Source organism: Streptomyces sp. NPDC051561 (genome assembly GCF_044454195.1).
In the GTDB taxonomy this organism is placed as follows: Bacteria; Actinomycetota; Actinomycetes; order Streptomycetales; family Streptomycetaceae; genus Streptomyces.
The window spans coordinates 183,718-199,638 of sequence record NZ_JBITDM010000015.1; the positions used below are offsets into that span (position 1 = coordinate 183,718).

12 protein-coding genes and 3 pseudogenes are annotated in these 15,921 nt (G+C 71.4%); 8 read left to right on the top strand and 7 right to left on the bottom strand.

From position 1 onward, the window contains the following. Nucleotides 1–125: 125 nt before the first annotated feature. Both ACIA73_RS28720 and ACIA73_RS28725 read left to right on the top strand, forming a co-directional pair. Nucleotides 126–1,925, top strand: coding sequence for an ATP-binding cassette domain-containing protein (locus ACIA73_RS28720; protein WP_399441677.1), 1,800 nt, complete (start codon nucleotides 126–128; stop codon nucleotides 1,923–1,925). 1,073 nt (nucleotides 1,926–2,998) lie between these two features. Then, nucleotides 2,999–3,619, top strand: a pseudogene (locus ACIA73_RS28725) (ATP-binding cassette domain-containing protein); the annotation flags it as partial. 309 nt (nucleotides 3,620–3,928) lie between these two features. Here the strand turns inward: ACIA73_RS28725 and ACIA73_RS28730 are convergent. Together ACIA73_RS28730 and ACIA73_RS28735 are read right to left on the bottom strand one after the other, a co-directional pair. Then, nucleotides 3,929–4,603: a DNA-binding response regulator gene (locus tag ACIA73_RS28730; protein WP_399441678.1), complete on the bottom strand. Its 675-nt coding sequence runs from the start codon at nucleotides 4,601–4,603 to the stop codon at nucleotides 3,929–3,931. Nucleotides 4,604–4,995: 392 nt separating this feature from the next. After that, entirely contained in the window at nucleotides 4,996–5,742 is a 747-nt protein-coding gene (locus ACIA73_RS28735; RefSeq protein WP_399441679.1) for a DUF1838 family protein, read from the bottom strand. Here ACIA73_RS28735 and ACIA73_RS28740 point away from each other — a divergent pair. Together ACIA73_RS28740 and ACIA73_RS28745 are read left to right on the top strand one after the other, a co-directional pair. Continuing rightward, nucleotides 5,741–5,926, top strand: coding sequence for a hypothetical protein (locus ACIA73_RS28740; protein ID WP_399441680.1), 186 nt, complete (start codon nucleotides 5,741–5,743; stop codon nucleotides 5,924–5,926). The genes ACIA73_RS28735 and ACIA73_RS28740 overlap by 2 nt on opposite strands. Before the next feature lie 86 nt (nucleotides 5,927–6,012). Beyond that, nucleotides 6,013–7,368, top strand: a complete 1,356-nt coding sequence (locus ACIA73_RS28745; protein ID WP_399441681.1) for a PQQ-binding-like beta-propeller repeat protein — start codon at nucleotides 6,013–6,015, stop codon at nucleotides 7,366–7,368. Nucleotides 7,369–7,826: 458 nt separating this feature from the next. Here ACIA73_RS28745 and ACIA73_RS28750 read toward each other — a convergent pair whose 3' ends face one another. Beyond that, nucleotides 7,827–8,705: an alpha/beta fold hydrolase gene (locus ACIA73_RS28750; protein WP_399441682.1), complete on the bottom strand. Its 879-nt coding sequence runs from the start codon at nucleotides 8,703–8,705 to the stop codon at nucleotides 7,827–7,829. Nucleotides 8,706–8,851: 146 nt separating this feature from the next. Here ACIA73_RS28750 and ACIA73_RS28755 point away from each other — a divergent pair, with 146 nt between their 5' ends. Continuing rightward, the gene (locus ACIA73_RS28755; protein ID WP_399441683.1) at nucleotides 8,852–10,789 is read left to right on the top strand and encodes a BTAD domain-containing putative transcriptional regulator; all 1,938 of its coding nucleotides are present in this window, start codon (nucleotides 8,852–8,854) and stop codon (nucleotides 10,787–10,789) included. A gap of 86 nt (nucleotides 10,790–10,875) precedes the next feature. On the opposite strand, the gene ACIA73_RS28760 is transcribed toward ACIA73_RS28755, so the two are convergent. From ACIA73_RS28760 to ACIA73_RS28770, 3 genes and pseudogenes are all read right to left on the bottom strand, one after another. Further along, the gene (locus ACIA73_RS28760) at nucleotides 10,876–11,610 is read right to left on the bottom strand and encodes a Crp/Fnr family transcriptional regulator (protein ID WP_399441684.1); all 735 of its coding nucleotides are present in this window, start codon (nucleotides 11,608–11,610) and stop codon (nucleotides 10,876–10,878) included. Nucleotides 11,611–11,633: 23 nt separating this feature from the next. Next, nucleotides 11,634–12,287, bottom strand: a complete 654-nt coding sequence (locus tag ACIA73_RS28765) for a chemotaxis protein CheB (RefSeq protein WP_399441685.1) — start codon at nucleotides 12,285–12,287, stop codon at nucleotides 11,634–11,636. 197 nt (nucleotides 12,288–12,484) lie between these two features. Further along, nucleotides 12,485–12,990, bottom strand: a pseudogene (locus ACIA73_RS28770) (DUF6766 family protein); the annotation flags it as partial. A 383-nt stretch (nucleotides 12,991–13,373) separates the two neighbouring features. Between ACIA73_RS28770 and ACIA73_RS28775 the strand changes: the two are divergent. Beyond that, entirely contained in the window at nucleotides 13,374–13,727 is a 354-nt protein-coding gene (locus ACIA73_RS28775; RefSeq protein WP_399441686.1) for a hypothetical protein, read from the top strand. Nucleotides 13,728–14,070: 343 nt separating this feature from the next. On the opposite strand, the gene ACIA73_RS28780 is transcribed toward ACIA73_RS28775, so the two are convergent. Continuing rightward, nucleotides 14,071–14,397 (bottom strand): plasmid stabilization protein, encoded by a 327-nt coding sequence (locus ACIA73_RS28780; RefSeq protein WP_399441687.1) that lies wholly within the window; start codon nucleotides 14,395–14,397, stop codon nucleotides 14,071–14,073. Nucleotides 14,398–14,559: 162 nt separating this feature from the next. On the opposite strand from ACIA73_RS28780, the pseudogene ACIA73_RS28785 reads away from it, so the two are divergent. After that, nucleotides 14,560–15,445 (top strand): annotated as a pseudogene (locus tag ACIA73_RS28785) (IS5 family transposase). A gap of 73 nt (nucleotides 15,446–15,518) precedes the next feature. Beyond that, nucleotides 15,519–15,812 (top strand): hypothetical protein, encoded by a 294-nt coding sequence (locus ACIA73_RS28790; protein WP_399441688.1) that lies wholly within the window; start codon nucleotides 15,519–15,521, stop codon nucleotides 15,810–15,812. Nucleotides 15,813–15,921: the final 109 nt, after the last annotated feature.

The following is a 15,921-nucleotide window of genomic DNA, read 5'->3' on the forward strand; positions in this document are numbered from 1 at the left end:
AACCTTCCGCCCGGGGCCCGTACTGCGCGAGGCCCGAACCCCGGGAGCCCGTGCCGGGGAGGCCCGCGCGAGGAGAACCTGCGCCCATCAGACGATCACGCCGGTACGAGGGAAGGGCGCCGCCCGTGACCCAGCAGGACCCGCGGCACACCCGCCAGCCCGCCCCTGCGAACCCTGCAAGCCCCGCGGACTCTCTCCTCCGGGATGCGGTCCGGCGCAACAAGGGCCGCGCCACCGGGGTGTTCGCCTCCTCCGCGCTTTCCGCGGGCGCAGCCGTCGCGCTGCCCGCCGTCGTCGGACGCACCCTCGACCTGCTGCTCGCCCGCGATCCGGCGGCCCGGGGCTGGCTCGTGCTGTGCGCCGTACTGGTCGTGGCGGAGGTGCTGCTGGAGGCTGCGGAGAGCTGGTACACCGGGACCGCGCAGGCCAGGTCGACCGCATGGCTGCGCACGCGCGGAGTTGCCCGACTGCTGGGGTCCGCGCCGAGGGATGCCGCCCGCTTCCCGCCGGGCGACACCGCCACCCGGCTTTCCGTGAACGCGACCGAGGCGGGGGCCGCGCCGGGAGCCGCCGCCGGTCTCGCGGCGGCACTGCTCGCACCTGCCGGTGCGCTCGTCGCGCTGGTGCTGGTCGACCCCTGGTGCGCGCTGGCGTTCGCCGCCGGGCTGCCGCTGCTGCTGTTGGTACTGCGCGCATTCGCCGTCGGCTCCTCCGACAGCGTCGCCCGCTACCAGCAGGTCCAGTCCGTCCTGGCGTCGTTGCTCACCGAAGCGCTGGCCGGTGCGCGCAGCATCGCCGCCGCGGGCACCGTGGACCGCGACCGCGCCCGCATCCTGGCCCCGCTGCCCGAACTCGGAGTCCAGGGACACCGCATGTGGGCCGTCCACGGCCGGGCCGTGGCGCGCAGCGGCGTCCTCCTCCCCCTCCTGACGACCGCCGTGGTCCTGGTCGGTGGCCTGGGCGTGGTGTCGGGCCGGATGAGCGTCGGCGAACTCCTCGCCGCCTCCCGGTACGCGGCCCTCGCCGCCGGGGTCGGCGCGGTGGCAGGGCTCCTGGGCACCCTGGTCCGCAGCCGCACGGCCGCCCGCCGGCTCTCCGAAGTCCTCGCGCTGCCGGGCCTGACCCACGGTGTGCGGAAACTGCCGCCGGGCGGCCCCGGCACCCTGGAACTGTGCGGTGTCGACGTCCTGCACGACGGAAAGCCCCTGCTGAGCGAGGTCTCCCTAGTGCTTCCCGGCGGTACGACCACGGCGGTGGTCGGCCGCAGCGGCGCGGGCAAATCCACGCTGGCGGCGGTCGCCGGGCGGCTCTGCGACCCGGATGCGGGCACCGTGCTCCTGGACGGCGTACCGCTGCGGGAGCTCGGCGCCGGTCAACTGCGCGCCGAGGTGGGGTACGCGTTCGAGCGTCCGGCGCTCTTCGGGGACACCCTCGCCGCCGCGCTCGCCTCGGGTGCGCGTACCGCGACGCCCGCCGAGGTGCGGGCGGCGGCCCGCGCGGCGGGCGCGGAGAACTTCGTACAACTACTGCCCAGCGGATACGACACCGACCCCGTCGAAGCACCGTTGTCCGGCGGCGAGTTCCAACGCCTGGGCCTGGCAAGGGCGTTCGCACATGCCGGGCGCCTGCTGATCCTCGACGACGCGACCTCCAGCCTGGACACGGCGACCGAACGGCGCATCGAGGAGGCCCTCACCCAGGACGTGGGCCCGGGCACCCGGCTGTGTGTCGCACACCGGCTCTCCTCCGCGGTGCGCGCGGACCAGGTCGTCTGGCTGGACGAAGGACGGGTGCGAGCGGTGGGCCCGCACCGGGAACTGTGGCACGAGAGCGCCTACCGCGAAGTCTTCGCCGCGACGGCCCAGGGCGCCGGGGCTGCGCAGGAGGCCGTACGCCCCGGCCTCCCCGGGGCGATAGAACCGTGAGGGCGCGCGGGACGGCCCGAAGCAGGGGCTCGGCGAACGGGGATCGCGGGGGCGGGGCCACTGTCAGCGGCACCAGCAGCATCCGCCGAAGCCCAGGTGGCAACCCCAACCCGAACCCCAACCTCAACCCCAACTCCCGCTCCTGGCTGTGGCGTGACGGGTGGCGTTTCCTCGCCCGCCGCAAGGGAGTGCTGGTGCGTGTCGGTGCGTGGTCGCTGGTGGAGTCGGCGCAGACGTTCCTGGGCGGTTACTGCCTCGCGCAGGCGCTCGACCGGGGCTTTCTGGCGGGGCGGGCGGGTCTCGGTGCGGCTTGGCTGGCGTTCGCCGCGCTGGCGATCCTGGCGGGCGGCCCGGTGGCCCGTGGTGTGTTCACCCAACTCGCCCTGCTGGTGGAGCCGTTCAGGGACGCACTGGTACGGCGTGCGGTGGACCAAGCACTGCGTCGTGCCGTCACGGGCCGCGACGCGACAGCGGCGGTTCCGGCCGCCGCGGCAGGGGCACCCCCTGCGGCCTCCCGCCCGGCAGGGGCGGCGGGCAGCGCCGTCTCGCGCCTCTCCCAGCAGAGCGAGATCGCCCGGGACAGCTTCGCCGGACTGGTACTCACGGCGCGGTCGTTCGTGTTCACGGCAGCCGGCGCGCTTGCCGGAATGTTCGTCCTCGCACCGGAGCTGCTGCTGGTCACCACCCCTCCCCTGGTGCTCGGGCTCGGACTCTTCATCGTCACCCTGCGTCCGATGGCGGCAGCCCAGCGAACCGCCCTGGACGCGGAGGAGGACTTTACCGACCGAACGCGCACGGCCGCTGCCGGTCTGCGCGACGTAACGGCCTGCGGCGTGCAGCGCGAGGTGGGCGCGCGTGTCACACGGACGGCACGGTCGGCGGAGCGGGCGGCTGGCGTACTGGCCCGCTGGTCCGCGGTACGTACACTCACTCTCGGACTGGCAGGCCAACTCCCGCCCCTGCTGCTCCTGTTGGCCGTACCGTGGCTGCTGGACCGGGGCCTCACCGCGGGCACACTGACGGGTGCGCTCACCTATCTCGTGCAATCGCTCCTGCCCGCCCTGCACACCCTCATGACGGCGCTGGGCGCGGCGGGCACCCGCTTGCTGGTGGTACTGGACAGGTTCGCGCCCGATCCCGGCGGCGACGAGGCACCCGGGAGCAACGGGACGCCCGGCGGCACCCCATCCCCCCGTACGACCACCGAACCCGGCCCCACTTCCACGACTTCGCGAACCCCGGCCACCCGCCCCTCCGTGCCCGCCGCCGAACTACGGGGCGTCACCCTCGCCTACGGCCCCGGTGCCCGACCCGTACTGGAGAACCTCCACCTGACCCTCGGCGACGGGGAGCACCTCGCGGTGGTCGGTCCCAGCGGCATCGGCAAGTCCACCCTGGCCAACATCCTCGCGGGGCTGCTGGCGCCCGACCGGGGAGCGGTGTTCCTCGGCGGCCGGCCCGTCCGGGAACGTACCCCCGCCGAACTTGCGCGGTGGCGCACCCTCGTCCCCCAGCAGTCGTACGTCTTCACCGCGAGCCTGCGCGACAACCTCACGCATCTGCGCCCCGGCGCGACGGACGCCGAGGTCACGGAGGCCGTCGCCGCCCTGCACCTGGACCCAGTGGCCGACCGGGCCGGCGGCCTGGACGCCACCCTCGATCCGTCCCAACTCTCGCACGGTGAGGCCCAGTTGCTCACACTTGCCCGCGCCCACCTGTCGCCCGCCCCGCTCCTCGTACTGGACGAGGCGACCTGCCACCTGGACCAGGAGTCGGAGGAACGCGCGGAGCGGGCCCTGGCGGCACGGCCGGGAGCGCTGGTCGTGGTGGCGCACCGGATGTCGTCGGCCCTGCGTGCGGACCGGGTACTGGTACTGGACGGCGTCCGGGCGGACTGCGGAACGCACGCGGAGCTGCTGGAGCGGTCCCCCCTCTACCGGGACCTGGCGGGTCACTGGCAGGAGGGGGCACGGGGACACGCCCGGTCGGACTCCGGGCCCCGGTCACACCCAGCCCGCGCCGTGCGCGATGCGTATCGCGTCCACCCGGTTGCGGGCCCCGGTCTTGCGGATGGCCGCCGCCAGGTAGTTGCGCACGGTCCCCCGGGACAGATGCAGGGCGAGGGCGATCTCGCGGACACCGGCCCCGGCTCCGGCGAGCGCGAGGACGCTCAACTCCCTCGGCGTCAGGGGAATTTCGGTGGCGCGCAGGAGATCGATGGCCAGTGAGACGTCGACGTACCGCGCCCCTCCGGCCACCGCACGCACCCCCTCGGCCAGTCGCTCCGGGGAGCCCGCCTTGTTGACATAGCCCAGCGCCCCCGCATCGAAGGCGCGTCGCAGGGCGCCCGGCCGGTGGGCAGTGGCCAGAACCAGCAGGCCGGCCCCCTTGGGGAGGGCGGGGGCGGCGCGCCGAGCCGCCTCGGGTTCCACGGACCTCCCCTTTCCCCTTCCCGCACCCGGTAAGACTTCCGCGCCCGGTAAGGCCGGTGGAACCGAGGGGACGGGGGGCGGCAGTAACTCGTCGGCGTCCGCCACCAGCACCTCCGCCCAGCCAGGGTCCTCCGTCACGGGATCGGCAGGGCCACGGGTGACCTCGAAGTCCACTTCCTCGCGCAACAGGGCCACCAGGGCCGAGCCGAACAGGCCTTCCGCATGGGCGACTTGGACACGTATCACGCTGCACTCCTTGACCGGGGGTCCGGGCGGACCCGGAGGGACACCGCAACACCAGTTCCCATGACGGGGATGAAGCAACGCTCCGCCGCCGCCCCCGCGAAGCACAGGGGGCTCACTGCCCCGCTCTCGTGCGCTACCGTGCGCTCCGAACAAGCGTGCGCGCTGGGGGCGGGGCACGGTTCGGCCGGCTCACATCCTGTGCCGAAATCCCGGTCGGATCATGGCGACGATGGTCGGCGCGGGACGCCGGATTCCGGTGGGTGGGACGCCGGATTCCGGTGGGTGGCCCTCGCGGTCACGGCCCGGTGAAGCTCGCGCAGACACGGGGCGGCACGGGTTGGCCCGCCGACAAGGGCCCGCTGCCCCCGGTGTCGCGTGAGCGCTCTCGGCAACTACTTGGGCGGGTGGAGCCTGCGCCAGTACGTCCAGCTGGTCTCGTTCGGCTCGCTCCACTTCTCCGGGGCGTGAGCGAACTCCGGATGATGATCGGCAATGTGGGCGCGGGTGCGCTCGGGGACCTCGTCGTACGAGGTGAGCTTGCGGCCCCGGCAGTGGTAAGTGAGGCCGCCCGGCTGCTGCCCACGGCCCATCCACGGGAGCCACGGGGACATCCGGCTCCACGACATCGTGGCCGGGACGCTGGGTGCCGCCCCGGCAAGGTCGGCGCGGTCGGCGAAGAACTGGAAGAGTTCCAGGGCCCTGTACGTGTCTCCGGCGGAGGCAAGCGGGTAGTCGGCCACCGGCAGCGGCGAAGGGTAGGCCAGCGGGATCTCCAGGCTGAAGCAGACCTGATCGCCAAGGGCCGTCGTCGGGATCGGAAAGGGGCGCCACTTCTGGTTCGCCGGGTCGTTCCAGATGTGCACCACCGGGAGGCCCTGCCACGTCTCCAGGATTTCGCGGGTGACGGGGTCCAGGTAGAAGGCGGCCTCGCGGGTGAGGAGCTGATAGGCGTCCGGGCCGTTTTCCGGGTCCTCGGCAAGGCGGGACACGTTGAGCCCTTCAAAGCCGAAGAGACGCTGGTAGGGCTCGTCGGGGGCCCAGGAGTACACATCCCCGGACCACCAGTACGTGACCTCCTCCCCGTCGAGCGAGGCCCGGGTGCGGGCGAAGGACCGAAGCAGCTCTGCGGGTGTCGTCATGCCGTTCAGTCTGCGCGACTGCCCCTCCGCTCCGCACACGTTCGCGCTGTTCAGCAGCGAGGGCCCGGACATCGTCGGTGGTGAGGGAGAGAATCCGCAGATGCGCAGCTCGCCCTCGGGCCGGCATGACCTCCACCGGCCCCGGATCGGCATGGACGGCTGGGAGGCCCTGCACTTAGCCTGACCGTCGTTCGAAGATCAACGTGTCGGGCGGGTTCTCCGGAACGCCGCTCGCAGGGGGCGTGCGGTGCACGGCAGGGGGAGCGCGTGATGTCAGGCAGAGCAGGGTTCATGAAGGCGCTGGCGGTGATCGGCCTCGTGCTGGGGGTGATCGGGTCCATCACCGCCTGGTTCCTGTCGTTCGAGGGCTATCTGCCCGGCGACGCCATGGTGCGGACCTGGGCCACCGCGAAGGACCGGCCCAGCGATGGCAAGTCCAACGACAGTTGGGTTGTCGGGGACGTCGCCGTCCGCAGCCGGTTCGATGCGGTGACCGGCTTCGGCATCGCCGACGGGCAGGACGGCAAGAAGCTCTGGGAGTTCGTACCGCCCGGCCGCGCCCAGATCTGCGGGAGCGCGCCTCGTGCGGGCGAGGGGGTCCTCCTGGTCGCGTACGGCCTGGAGAGCAAAGCCACCAGTGGCGGGAGCGGCAAGCCCGCCCCGCCGGGCAAGGGAAAGGGCTGCTCGACCGTTGTCGCCTTCGACTCGAAGGACGGACGGGAACTCTGGAGCGTCCCGCGGACCGTCTCGGACGGCCGGTTCCCCGGGGGCGGAGTCCTGGAGGCGGGGGGCGGACTGGCGTTGATCCAGCACGAACGGACCGAGCAGGAGATGCGGAAGCCCGGTGGCAACCGTTCCCTGCGCGCCCTCGACCTCCGTACAGGCAAGGCCCGTTGGACGGCGGCCGTTCCCGGCACGTGCGGGGTGCGGGAAACCTCCGTGGGCGAGGAACAGGTCCACGCCGTCCTGGCCTGCGGGGAGGGCGTGAACGACCCGGGCTCCTACGGCGGCGGTGACCTGGAGCTGATGGCGGCGGCCTTCGACCGCAGGACCGGCGCCCTGAAGTGGAACGTTCCCATCGACGCCCGCCGCCCCGTGTCGACGGACGCCAAGGTATCCATCGAGTCGGCGGACCCCTTGGTGCTGAGGGTCGTGCGGTCCTCGAACGAGAACGCGGGCGAGGCGACGGGCACGTTCGTCCCCTTCGATCAGGACGGGCGTACCCGGCAGGGCGTCGAACTCAGCGGCGACTACGGACAGATCGACGCGGCGGAGGTCGTCGGCGAGCGGATGTACGCGCTGGCGTGGACCTATTCCAAAGGACGGCACTACCGGCTGATCGCCTTCGACCTGAAGACCGGCGAAGAGGTGTGGAACGAAGAGCTGGACGAGCCCGCCGCCGGGCTGGCCGTGCGGGGCGACCGGATCACCGTGCTGTGCGAGTGGTCGACCCAGGCCAGCGCCATTACCGAGCTGCTCGTGTACGACGCCCGCGACGGCGAGGAGCTCGACGAGCGTCATTTCCGCGAGGAAGCGCCCAGCGGCTACTTCTCCGAGCACGACGGGCGGATCATCGTCGTCGGGGCGGCCGGCGATCATGCCTTCTCCGCGTTCGAGCGCTGGTGAGCCGATGGCTGCTTCCTTGCTGATCGTCACCTCCGCATCCTGTTCTCCGCCCTCGTCGCCACCGGACGAGGCCGGACGCATCACAACGCCGGTGGGCTCGGGACGGGGCAGGATGGCGCTGTGATTTCGGCGGCGCCTCCCCCGCCTCCCGGTGTGCCGCGCTTCACAGCCTGATGGGGGGTGCGCACGGAACATCCGGGGGCGGGGTGCTGTTCTGTTGAGTGTGGCTGCGGAGGGGACAGTGTCCCCGGGCCCTACCTATAGCCCATGGGGAAGATCGTTCGGCTGAAGCCCCATGGAGCCTTTCGCCGCGAGGCGACCGCCCTCCGCCTGCCACGCTTTACCGCCCCGGCTGGTCTCCCCCGTCCAGCCGGGGCTCTTCTTATTCCTCACGGCGACCATCCGCATTCCTCACGGCGACCATCCGCAGCCCGGTCGGCGAGCAGGGAGAAGCAGGGTCAGCGGGCCAGCAGGTCCTCGATGGCTTCGGAGATCTCGTCGGGAGCCTCCTCAGCCATGAAGTGCCCCGCTCGGGTCAGCCGGTGGTCGAGGTCCGGCGCCCACGCCTTCCACACGGCAGCCGCGTCGAAGCCCAGTTGCGCGCCCCAGTCCTGCTGGACGACCGTCACGGGCATGGCCAGCTGCGACCCGGCGTCCAGGTCCGCCTGGTCGTGCGTCACGTCGATGCTTGCCGAGGCCCGGTAGTCCGCGACGATCGACGGCACCGCCGCAGCGCTTGCCCGCAGGTATGCGGCACGCACGTCCTTCGGCATGGCAGCCGGGTCGTTGGCCCAGGCGTCGAGGAACGAGCCGAAGAACGCGTCCGCGCTCTTGGCGATCATCTCCTCCGGGAGGCCTGGCGGCTGCGCCATGAGGAAGAGGTGGTAGCCGATTGCCGCCGAAGTACCGCGCAGGACAGTCCACATGTCGAGCGTCGGTACGACATCGAGAATGCCCAGGTGCGTGAGGGTTTCGGGGTGGTCGAGCCCCGCTCGGAAGGCGACCAGGGCGCCCCGGTCGTGGCCGACGAGGGCGAAACGCTCGTGGCCGAGGGCCGCCGCCAGGGTCACGACGTCGGCGGCCATGGTCCGCTTGGCGTACACGTCGGGGCCGGTGTCCGCCGGCTTGTCGCTGGCGCCGTAGCCCCGCAGGTCGGGGCAGATCACCGTGTGCTCGTCGGCGAGCCGCTCGGCGACGTGTCGCCACATCAGGTGGGTCTGGGGGAATCCGTGCAACAGCACGACCGGACTGCCGCTGCCGCCCGCGGCGGCAGCCAGCTCCACACCGTCCGCGCCGGGCAGGCGGATGTGGTCGAAGCCGGGAATGGTGAGCGTCATGAAGAGCCGTCTTTTCGGGTGGGAACAGGACTGGATGGGGAACAGGACTGGATGGGGAACAGGACTGGATCAGCCTGGGCGACGGCGATCAGCAGCCGATCAGTACGGTGGGGCGCAGCCGACCCCTGACACAGGAGGATGGGGGCATGCGAATCGACGTCCTCGGTGCCGTGCGGGCCTTCCGCGACGACGGCAGTCCGGTTGACCTGGGCGGACCCCGCCATCGCGAAGTGCTCGCCCGGCTCGTCGCCGCAGAGGGGCGGATGGTCACCACTGACAGCTTTGTCGACGACCTGTGGAGCGATCCGCCGGCCCGCGCCGTGGGCGCTTTGCGTACGTTCGTTGCCGCGCTGCGCCGCGCCCTCGAACCCGACCGGCCACCCCGCGATCCGCCGCGCGTGATCGTCACCGAAGGTCCCGGCTACGCACTGCGGCTACCGCGCGAGGACGTGGACGTCCATCGGTTCCAGGACACCCTGGCGCGAGCCCGGCGAAACCCCGACGCGGTGACCGATCTCGGCAGGGTTCTCGCCAACTGGCGTGGACCCGCCTACGCCGATGTGACCGGCGCCGCATGGGCGCAGCGCGAGCGGACCCGGCTGGACGAGCTGAGGCTGGAGGGGGCGGAACTGCGCGCCCGCATCCTCCTCGACTCCGGGGAAGGAGCCGATCTCGTCGCCGACCTGGGTGCCCACGTCACCGAACACCCGTGGCGCGAGCCGGCCTGGGGGCTCCTTGCCCGCGCGCTCCTCCGCGCGGGCCGCCAGGCCGATGCGCTGGCCACCCTCCGCCGCGCCCGCACGATGCTCGTTGATCAACTCGGGTTGGACCCCGGTGCCGGCCTCCAACGCCTGGAGGCGGACATCCTCAACGGGTACGTGCCCCCCGAAGGCGCCCGTGCCGGGTGGGCCGGCCATGGCGTCCGGCTCGGCCCGCGCACCACCGTGGATCTGGCCCGCACCCTCGCGCTGGCGGGTGGGGACGCCCTCGTCCACTCGCGGCGTGACCGCCTCGCCGCCGTCCAGGCCGCGGAACGCACGGGAGACCTCTCCCTGACAGCCCGGATCATCGGCGCCTACGACGTACCTGCCCTCTGGAGCCGGGCCGACGATCCCGAGCAGTCCCGCGCCGTCGTCGCGGCGGCCGAGCGCACGCTCACCGCGCTCGGCCCGGACGGCTCCGCCGACCTGCTGGCCCGCCTCCTGGCCACGATCGCCGTCGAGAGCCGCAGCGCCGATCTGTCCCATTCCGAGCTGAAGCGCGCACGGCAGGCGGCACGGCAGGCCGAGGCCCTGGCACGGGACTTGGCCGATCCCGCCCTGCTGGCGTTCGCCCTCAACGGGGTGTTCCTACAGACCTTCAGCCGCCCCGGACTCGCGGCGGTACGGGACCGGATCGGCGCCGAGATCCTCGACCTGGCCACCCAGCACGAGCTGCCGAACTTCGCCGTACTCGGCCGACTCGTCCGCCTGCAATCCGCCTCGGCCCTCGGCGATCTCCTCGCCGCGGCCTCGCACGCGAAGGCAGCCGAACAGCTCGCCACCACCACCGAGGCACCCCTTGTCCCCGTCCTCACCCGGTGGTTCCGGGCACGGGTCACGGCGGCTCGCAGCGCCGAAGCCGGCGGACCGACCGCCGCCACGGCGGCAGCGCACTACCGCGCTGCCGAGGACGCCCTCCGGACGGCCGGAATGCCGGGGCTGCACCGGGGCCTGTTCCCGCTCGCTCTCCTGGGGCTGCGCCTGCTGCACGACCGGCCCGCACCCACCGACCCCCGCCTCGACTGGGGCCCGTACCGGCCCTGGGCGCTCCCCCTCGTGCTGCTCGCCCAGGACCAGGCCGAGGAGGCCCGTGCCGCCCTCCTCGCGATGCCCCAGCCACCGCATGATCACATGCAGGAGGCGATGTGGTGCCTGACCGCCCGCGCCGCCGTACGCCTCGGCGAGCACGCAATCGCCGCACGCGCCGCAGTCGCCCTGCGCGATGCCCGCGCCGAACACGCCGGCGCCGCCGGCGGAATGCTCACCCTGGGCCCGGTGGCGCACTACCTGACTGAGGCGGAGGCATGCGCCGGGGCGGGATAGCCGCGAACGGCTCCACGAAGGTCCGCGATGGCGCTGTGCGCGCCGATCATGGCGCGGCCGTCGGGACAAGCCGGTCGCGAGCCACGTCAGTACGTGCCGGTGTTCGGCGGCAGGGTGGCGTCGAGGGTGTCGCGGATGACGCGGTAGCAGCTGCAGGCGTGGGCTTCGAGGCGGTCGCGGTCCAGGATGGTGATGGTGCCGCGGCTGTACTGGATGCAGCCGTCCGCGGCCAGGGCGCCGGCCACCTCACTGACCGAAGACCTGCGCACCGCAAGCATCTGGCCGAGGAACTTCTGCGTCAGGTCGAAACGGTCGCTGTGCATGCGGTCAGCGGTCATCAACAGCCAGCGCGCGCAGCGCTCATGGGTGCGGTGGCCGCGAATGCAGCCCGCATTGCGTGCCAGCTGGGTGAACATCGCCTGGGTAAAGCGCTGCAGCACCTGTTGCAGCGGTCCGTCCAGGACGGCGACCTCATGGCGGAACTGGTCGGCGTCCATGCGCAGGGCCCGGCCGGATACCTGGCACAGGGTTCGTTCGCTGGAGGTGGCTACGCCGAGGAAGACCGGGAGGCCCACCATGCCTTCGTCGCCGACGGTGGCGACCTCTACGGTCGGGCCTTCCAGATCGGTGACGATCGAGATCACCCCGATCAGCGGGAAGTACACGGTCTCGATGCGCTCGCCGGGTCGGTACAGCAGTTCCCCGGCCGTCAACTCGATCAATTCCAGGTGGGGAAGGAGCTCTTCGCGTCCGCTCTTCGACAGGGCGGCCAGGAGCCGGTTGCGCTGCGGGTCATCCGGGCCGGTCGTGCCGCTCGTCATGAAGTCCGCCTCTCGTCCTCACATCAGGTGGCGAAGGCCGGGGGGAGGGCTGCCGCCCAGGGCGGCAGCGACACACGCAGCAGGCCCGCGGCACCGGGCACCATCACCAGGCTGACCAGCGCGTGCGCCAGCACCGGCAAGGGCAGCACGAAGTCTATGCACCCAGTGGCCATCGCCGCGCTCGGCATGCCGCACGCCTCGGCCGTGATGCAATCCTGGGCCAGCGCCCGCCCGCCCGCACCGCGGACATGGCGCACCCCCAAAGCCCCGTCCTGCAGTCGGCCGGTCAGCACCACGGCCAAAAGGCGCGGACCGAAAGCGGCTGCGGCAGAGGCGAACGTCGAATCCCCCGCGCAATGGCCGTCCATCGGGTGCAGCGACACCGGGCCGTCCGGGGCGAAAGCGGCCCAGCGCCCCGACGGCACCACATGAGCCACCCCGGGTGCCAGCCGGTCACCGTCGTGCAGCAACCGCACGGGGAGTGCGGAGCGGTACTGCAACACTCGTGCCAGCGAGTCCTGCTCACGCACCGCACGGTGCTGCACAAGCACCAGCGCGGCCGGGAACGACTCGGGCAGCTCCGACAGAATCTCGCGGTAGGCGCTCACCCCGCCCAGCGACGCGGTCATACAGACCACGTCGAAGGCGGCGGGCGGAATCTGTGCGGCAGTGGACATAGCGACAGCCTAATGCCCGCAACCGGACACAGGGCAGGGCAGCTGAAAGGGGCACGGCACGGGGGCGGACCCAGGAGAAGAACCTCCCCGGTGACCAGGGTGAAGAGGTAGGGAGCCGGGCAGAGGGCCTGCTTGCGTCCTGGTCGCGGTCGGTCGGCCGTCGAGGGGGGCGCCCGTTCCTCTGCGGTCGCCGCAGGTCAGCCCTCGATGCCGGTCGACGCATGCGGGGTTCCCACGGGCTTGGACTCGGGGGAGCCCCGCTGGCGCAGGTAGACGGAGAGGATGGCCATGGAGGCGACGGCGAGGAGCTCGGACTGCCAGTTCTGCAGGCTCCGGCTCCAGAAGTCCGCGGACGCGACGTACTGCCCCCAGTCGACAGGGTCCTGGAGCTGACGCAGTTGCTGCTCGTTGTACGCGGCGGTGCCCGCGAGTCGTTGTACGCGGCGGTGCCCGCGAGTCGTTGTACGCGGCGGTGCCCGCGAGTCGTTGTACGCGGCGGTGCCCGCGAGGGACTGGGTCAGCCAGGACAGCAGGAAGAGCGCGCCCATCACCAGGCCGAGGGAGCGGGAGAACACCGCATGGCGCAGCCCGCCGGCACTCGCCCAGCCCGGATAATCCGGCCGCGCGTACGCCCCCATGACGTCTGCTCACGGTGGCTCCTTCGTCCGGCAGGCGTGTGTGCCTTCACCGTGCGCGGCCCTCCGCCTCAACGCCGGTAGTGGCACAGGCCCGGATCCGGAGGGGCTGCCTCCCCCTCCACTGCGATACCAGTGCCCGCATCGCCCTGTTTCATGAACCCTTTGGTGCGTAAAAGTCCGCGGGGGCGAAATCGGTCTGCCCTGCGAGGGGAGAATCCCCAGCAGCCACCGTCGAGCAGTGAACCGCACGAGGGTTGCCGGACCCCTGAGGGCGACGCGGGCATCCGAGCGGGTAGCTATTGGCTGTTGGGGCACTCGGGGTGTCATGCACGGACAACATGCGCGTCCCACCAAGAGCACTCTGTTCGGCCGGGCCTCCGCAGTCGGGACCACACCACCCGCTTGTAGCGGCGCCAGGCATTCCCGCGGGGGCCGGCTCGGCCTGCGGTTGCGCCGCCGCCTTCTCGCCTACAGGGCGATCGAGTTCCTGCCCACGCACCTCCCGGACGGCCCCGGCCCGGGCGAGGAATGTCTGCTCCTGGTCCACATCCGCAAGGTCGTCGGCCAAGTCCAGTACCGGATCTGCACGGACTGCACCCAGGGTGTCATCACCGCCGTTGTCATCGACGAGCACTTCCACAGCACGGGTCTGGGCACCCGTGCGCTCTCCCACCTGCGCTCCCGCCACCCGGAACTCACCTGGCGCAGCACGCTGCACCAGCGCACTACCCGCGATCTCCTGCGCCGGATGCGCATCCCCACCGTTTTCTCGGCCACACCCTGCTCCCGCGCGCATGGCTGAGGGCTTCTCGGCATGATCCATTCTGGAGCGTGTCTGGAGCAAGATGCCGAGCAAGATGCCCAGGCTGCGGAACCGCGCCCTGCCCGCAGGCCCTCCCGCAGTTGACGCTCGCCCCACCGCGAGCCCCTGGCGCAGGGCAGGTCCCGCCAGACGTGGCCACCTGATTCTGTACAGGCGGGGCGATCAGTGAGCCGCGGCTCTCGTGCTGCGGGCGTGGAGAGCGCTCCGGTTCGGCGCCTCCCGCCCCCGGTCGGCACCGGCCGCCAAGGTCCCGCCGTCGTGGCCCTCGCGCCCCGCGGCGCAGGGAACCGGTAGGTCCCACCGCGTCGCGGGGGCGCCCTGTTCAGCGGCCGAGGGCCTTGGCAAGTTCCGCCTTGGTCATGGAGGAACGGCCGTCGATGCCGCGCTTTTTCGCCTCCGCGTAGAGCTGGTCCTTGGTCGGTCCCTGGGCTCCGCTGTGCGAGTGCTCGCCGCCGCGCTGCGGGGCCGACTTCTTGTCCTGAGTGGATGTCCTGCTCGCGGTTTTGGACTCGCCGGAGCGGGCCCGTTCCTTGTTGACGGTGCGCGCGGCGATCTCCTTCGCGCGGCCCTTGGAGGTGCCTCGCTTCTCGGCACTCTCCTTGATGTGTTCGTACTGCCTCTCACGCTTGGCATTCGAACCCTGCGGCATGGTTTCTCCTATCGGGAGGCGCGGCGCCTACGGCCGCGTACGCCTTCATCGGTTTCCCCTCGTGAGCGCGCGACCACCTGCGGCCGGGCGTTTCACTCGCCGGGACCAGGCACTGTCCGGCGGATCATGTGACTGTCGGGTTGGTGGCTCGTTGTCCCCTGCATGGGGCGGGGTGATCTGACGAATGCCGAGTGGGGCCGATTGGAGCCGCACTTGCCGGTGTCGGGGCAGCGTGGCGGCCGGTGGAGTGATCACCGCAGGGTGATCAACGGGATCTTGTTCCGGGTGCGAACGGGCATACCGTGGCGGGATCTTCCGGAGCGTTTCGGCAACCGGAAGACCGTCTACGAGCGACACCGGCGCTGGTCGGCGGACGGCACGTGGGACCGGATTCTGCGTGCTGTCCAGGCGGACGCCGATCTCGCGGGCCGGATCGACTGGAGCATGGTCAGCGTCGATTCGACGTCTTGCCGTGCCCATCAGCACGCTGCCGGGGCACGCAAGAAAAAGCCGCGCATCCCGAAAAAAGGACAACGCCTCGGCACCACCACCCCGACGAAGGACTCGGACGGTCCCGGGGCGGCCTGACCTGCAAGATCCACCTCGCCGGTGAGGGCGGCTGCCGGCTATGGCGTTCCTTCTTACGCCCGGCCAGTGGGGCGACGCCCCGCAGATGATCGAGGTCCTCGAACGCGTCGCCGTTCCCCGACCGCAGGGCGGACGGCCACGCACCCGGCCAGACCGCCTCGGCGGCGACAAGGCATACAGCTCACGCCGCAACCGCCGCTACCTGCGAAGACGCCGGATCAAGCACACCATCCCCGAACCGAAGGACCAGCGGGCCAACCGCACAAGACGCGGAAGCAAGGGCGGTCGGCACACCGGCTTCGACAGCGAGATCTACAAACGCCGCAACGAGGTCGAGCGAACGATCAACCGGCTCAAGAACTCCCGGGCCATCGCCACCCGTTACGACAAGAGGGTCTACGTCTTCCACGGCACCGTCACCGTCACCGTCGCCGCAATCCGGCTCTGGCTCCGCCCGTGAGATGCGCCCTGCATCTGGTGACACACAGAACTGCTTAGCCACCGGCAGCGTCATCTCATACAGTGCCGAAAATATGACGCCACTCGCATCCTTTACCTTCGTGCGCCACATAGACGGGCTCCGCTACCACTTCGAACGGGACGGCGAGCACAACGGCCGTCCTGCCTACCGCCGAACGGACGGGAAGGTGTGGTGTGTCTGGTCGCCGGCCGACGGCTGGCACTGCGAGATCACGGACGGCCTCGTCACCGCCCATCCCCTCAACAGCCTCGCTGACGAACCCGAACCCCCGGCCACCGTCTGGCGCAGCTTCAAGGATGACCGCTCCTACCTCTACGACCTCAGGGCCGTCGCCCCCGAAGAATGATCCGCCGGACAGTGCCTAGTAGTGCTTCGTTAGGTTGAGTGATCTCGCCTGGTGGCGGGCAAGGTCCTGGTGTGAGGCTGGGTGAAGTACAGAGTCTCCGGGCTGAGTT

Excerpts from the sequence above, each read along its gene's own strand:
- ACIA73_RS28750 (WP_399441682.1), bottom strand. The coding sequence starts at position 8,705 with ATGACGCTCACCATTCCCGGCTTCGACCACATCCGCCTGCCCGGCGCG.
- ACIA73_RS28740 (WP_399441680.1), top strand. The coding sequence starts at position 5,741 with ATGCCGTTCAGTCTGCGCGACTGCCCCTCCGCTCCGCACACGTTCGCG.
- ACIA73_RS28735 (WP_399441679.1), bottom strand. The coding sequence starts at position 5,742 with ATGACGACACCCGCAGAGCTGCTTCGGTCCTTCGCCCGCACCCGGGCC.
- ACIA73_RS28765 (WP_399441685.1), bottom strand. The coding sequence starts at position 12,287 with ATGTCCACTGCCGCACAGATTCCGCCCGCCGCCTTCGACGTGGTCTGT.
- ACIA73_RS28755 (WP_399441683.1), top strand. The coding sequence starts at position 8,852 with ATGCGAATCGACGTCCTCGGTGCCGTGCGGGCCTTCCGCGACGACGGC.
- ACIA73_RS28780 (WP_399441687.1), bottom strand. The coding sequence starts at position 14,397 with ATGCCGCAGGGTTCGAATGCCAAGCGTGAGAGGCAGTACGAACACATC.
- ACIA73_RS28790 (WP_399441688.1), top strand. The coding sequence starts at position 15,519 with ATGACGCCACTCGCATCCTTTACCTTCGTGCGCCACATAGACGGGCTC.
- ACIA73_RS28760 (WP_399441684.1), bottom strand. The coding sequence starts at position 11,610 with ATGACGAGCGGCACGACCGGCCCGGATGACCCGCAGCGCAACCGGCTC.
- ACIA73_RS28745 (WP_399441681.1), top strand. The coding sequence starts at position 6,013 with ATGTCAGGCAGAGCAGGGTTCATGAAGGCGCTGGCGGTGATCGGCCTC.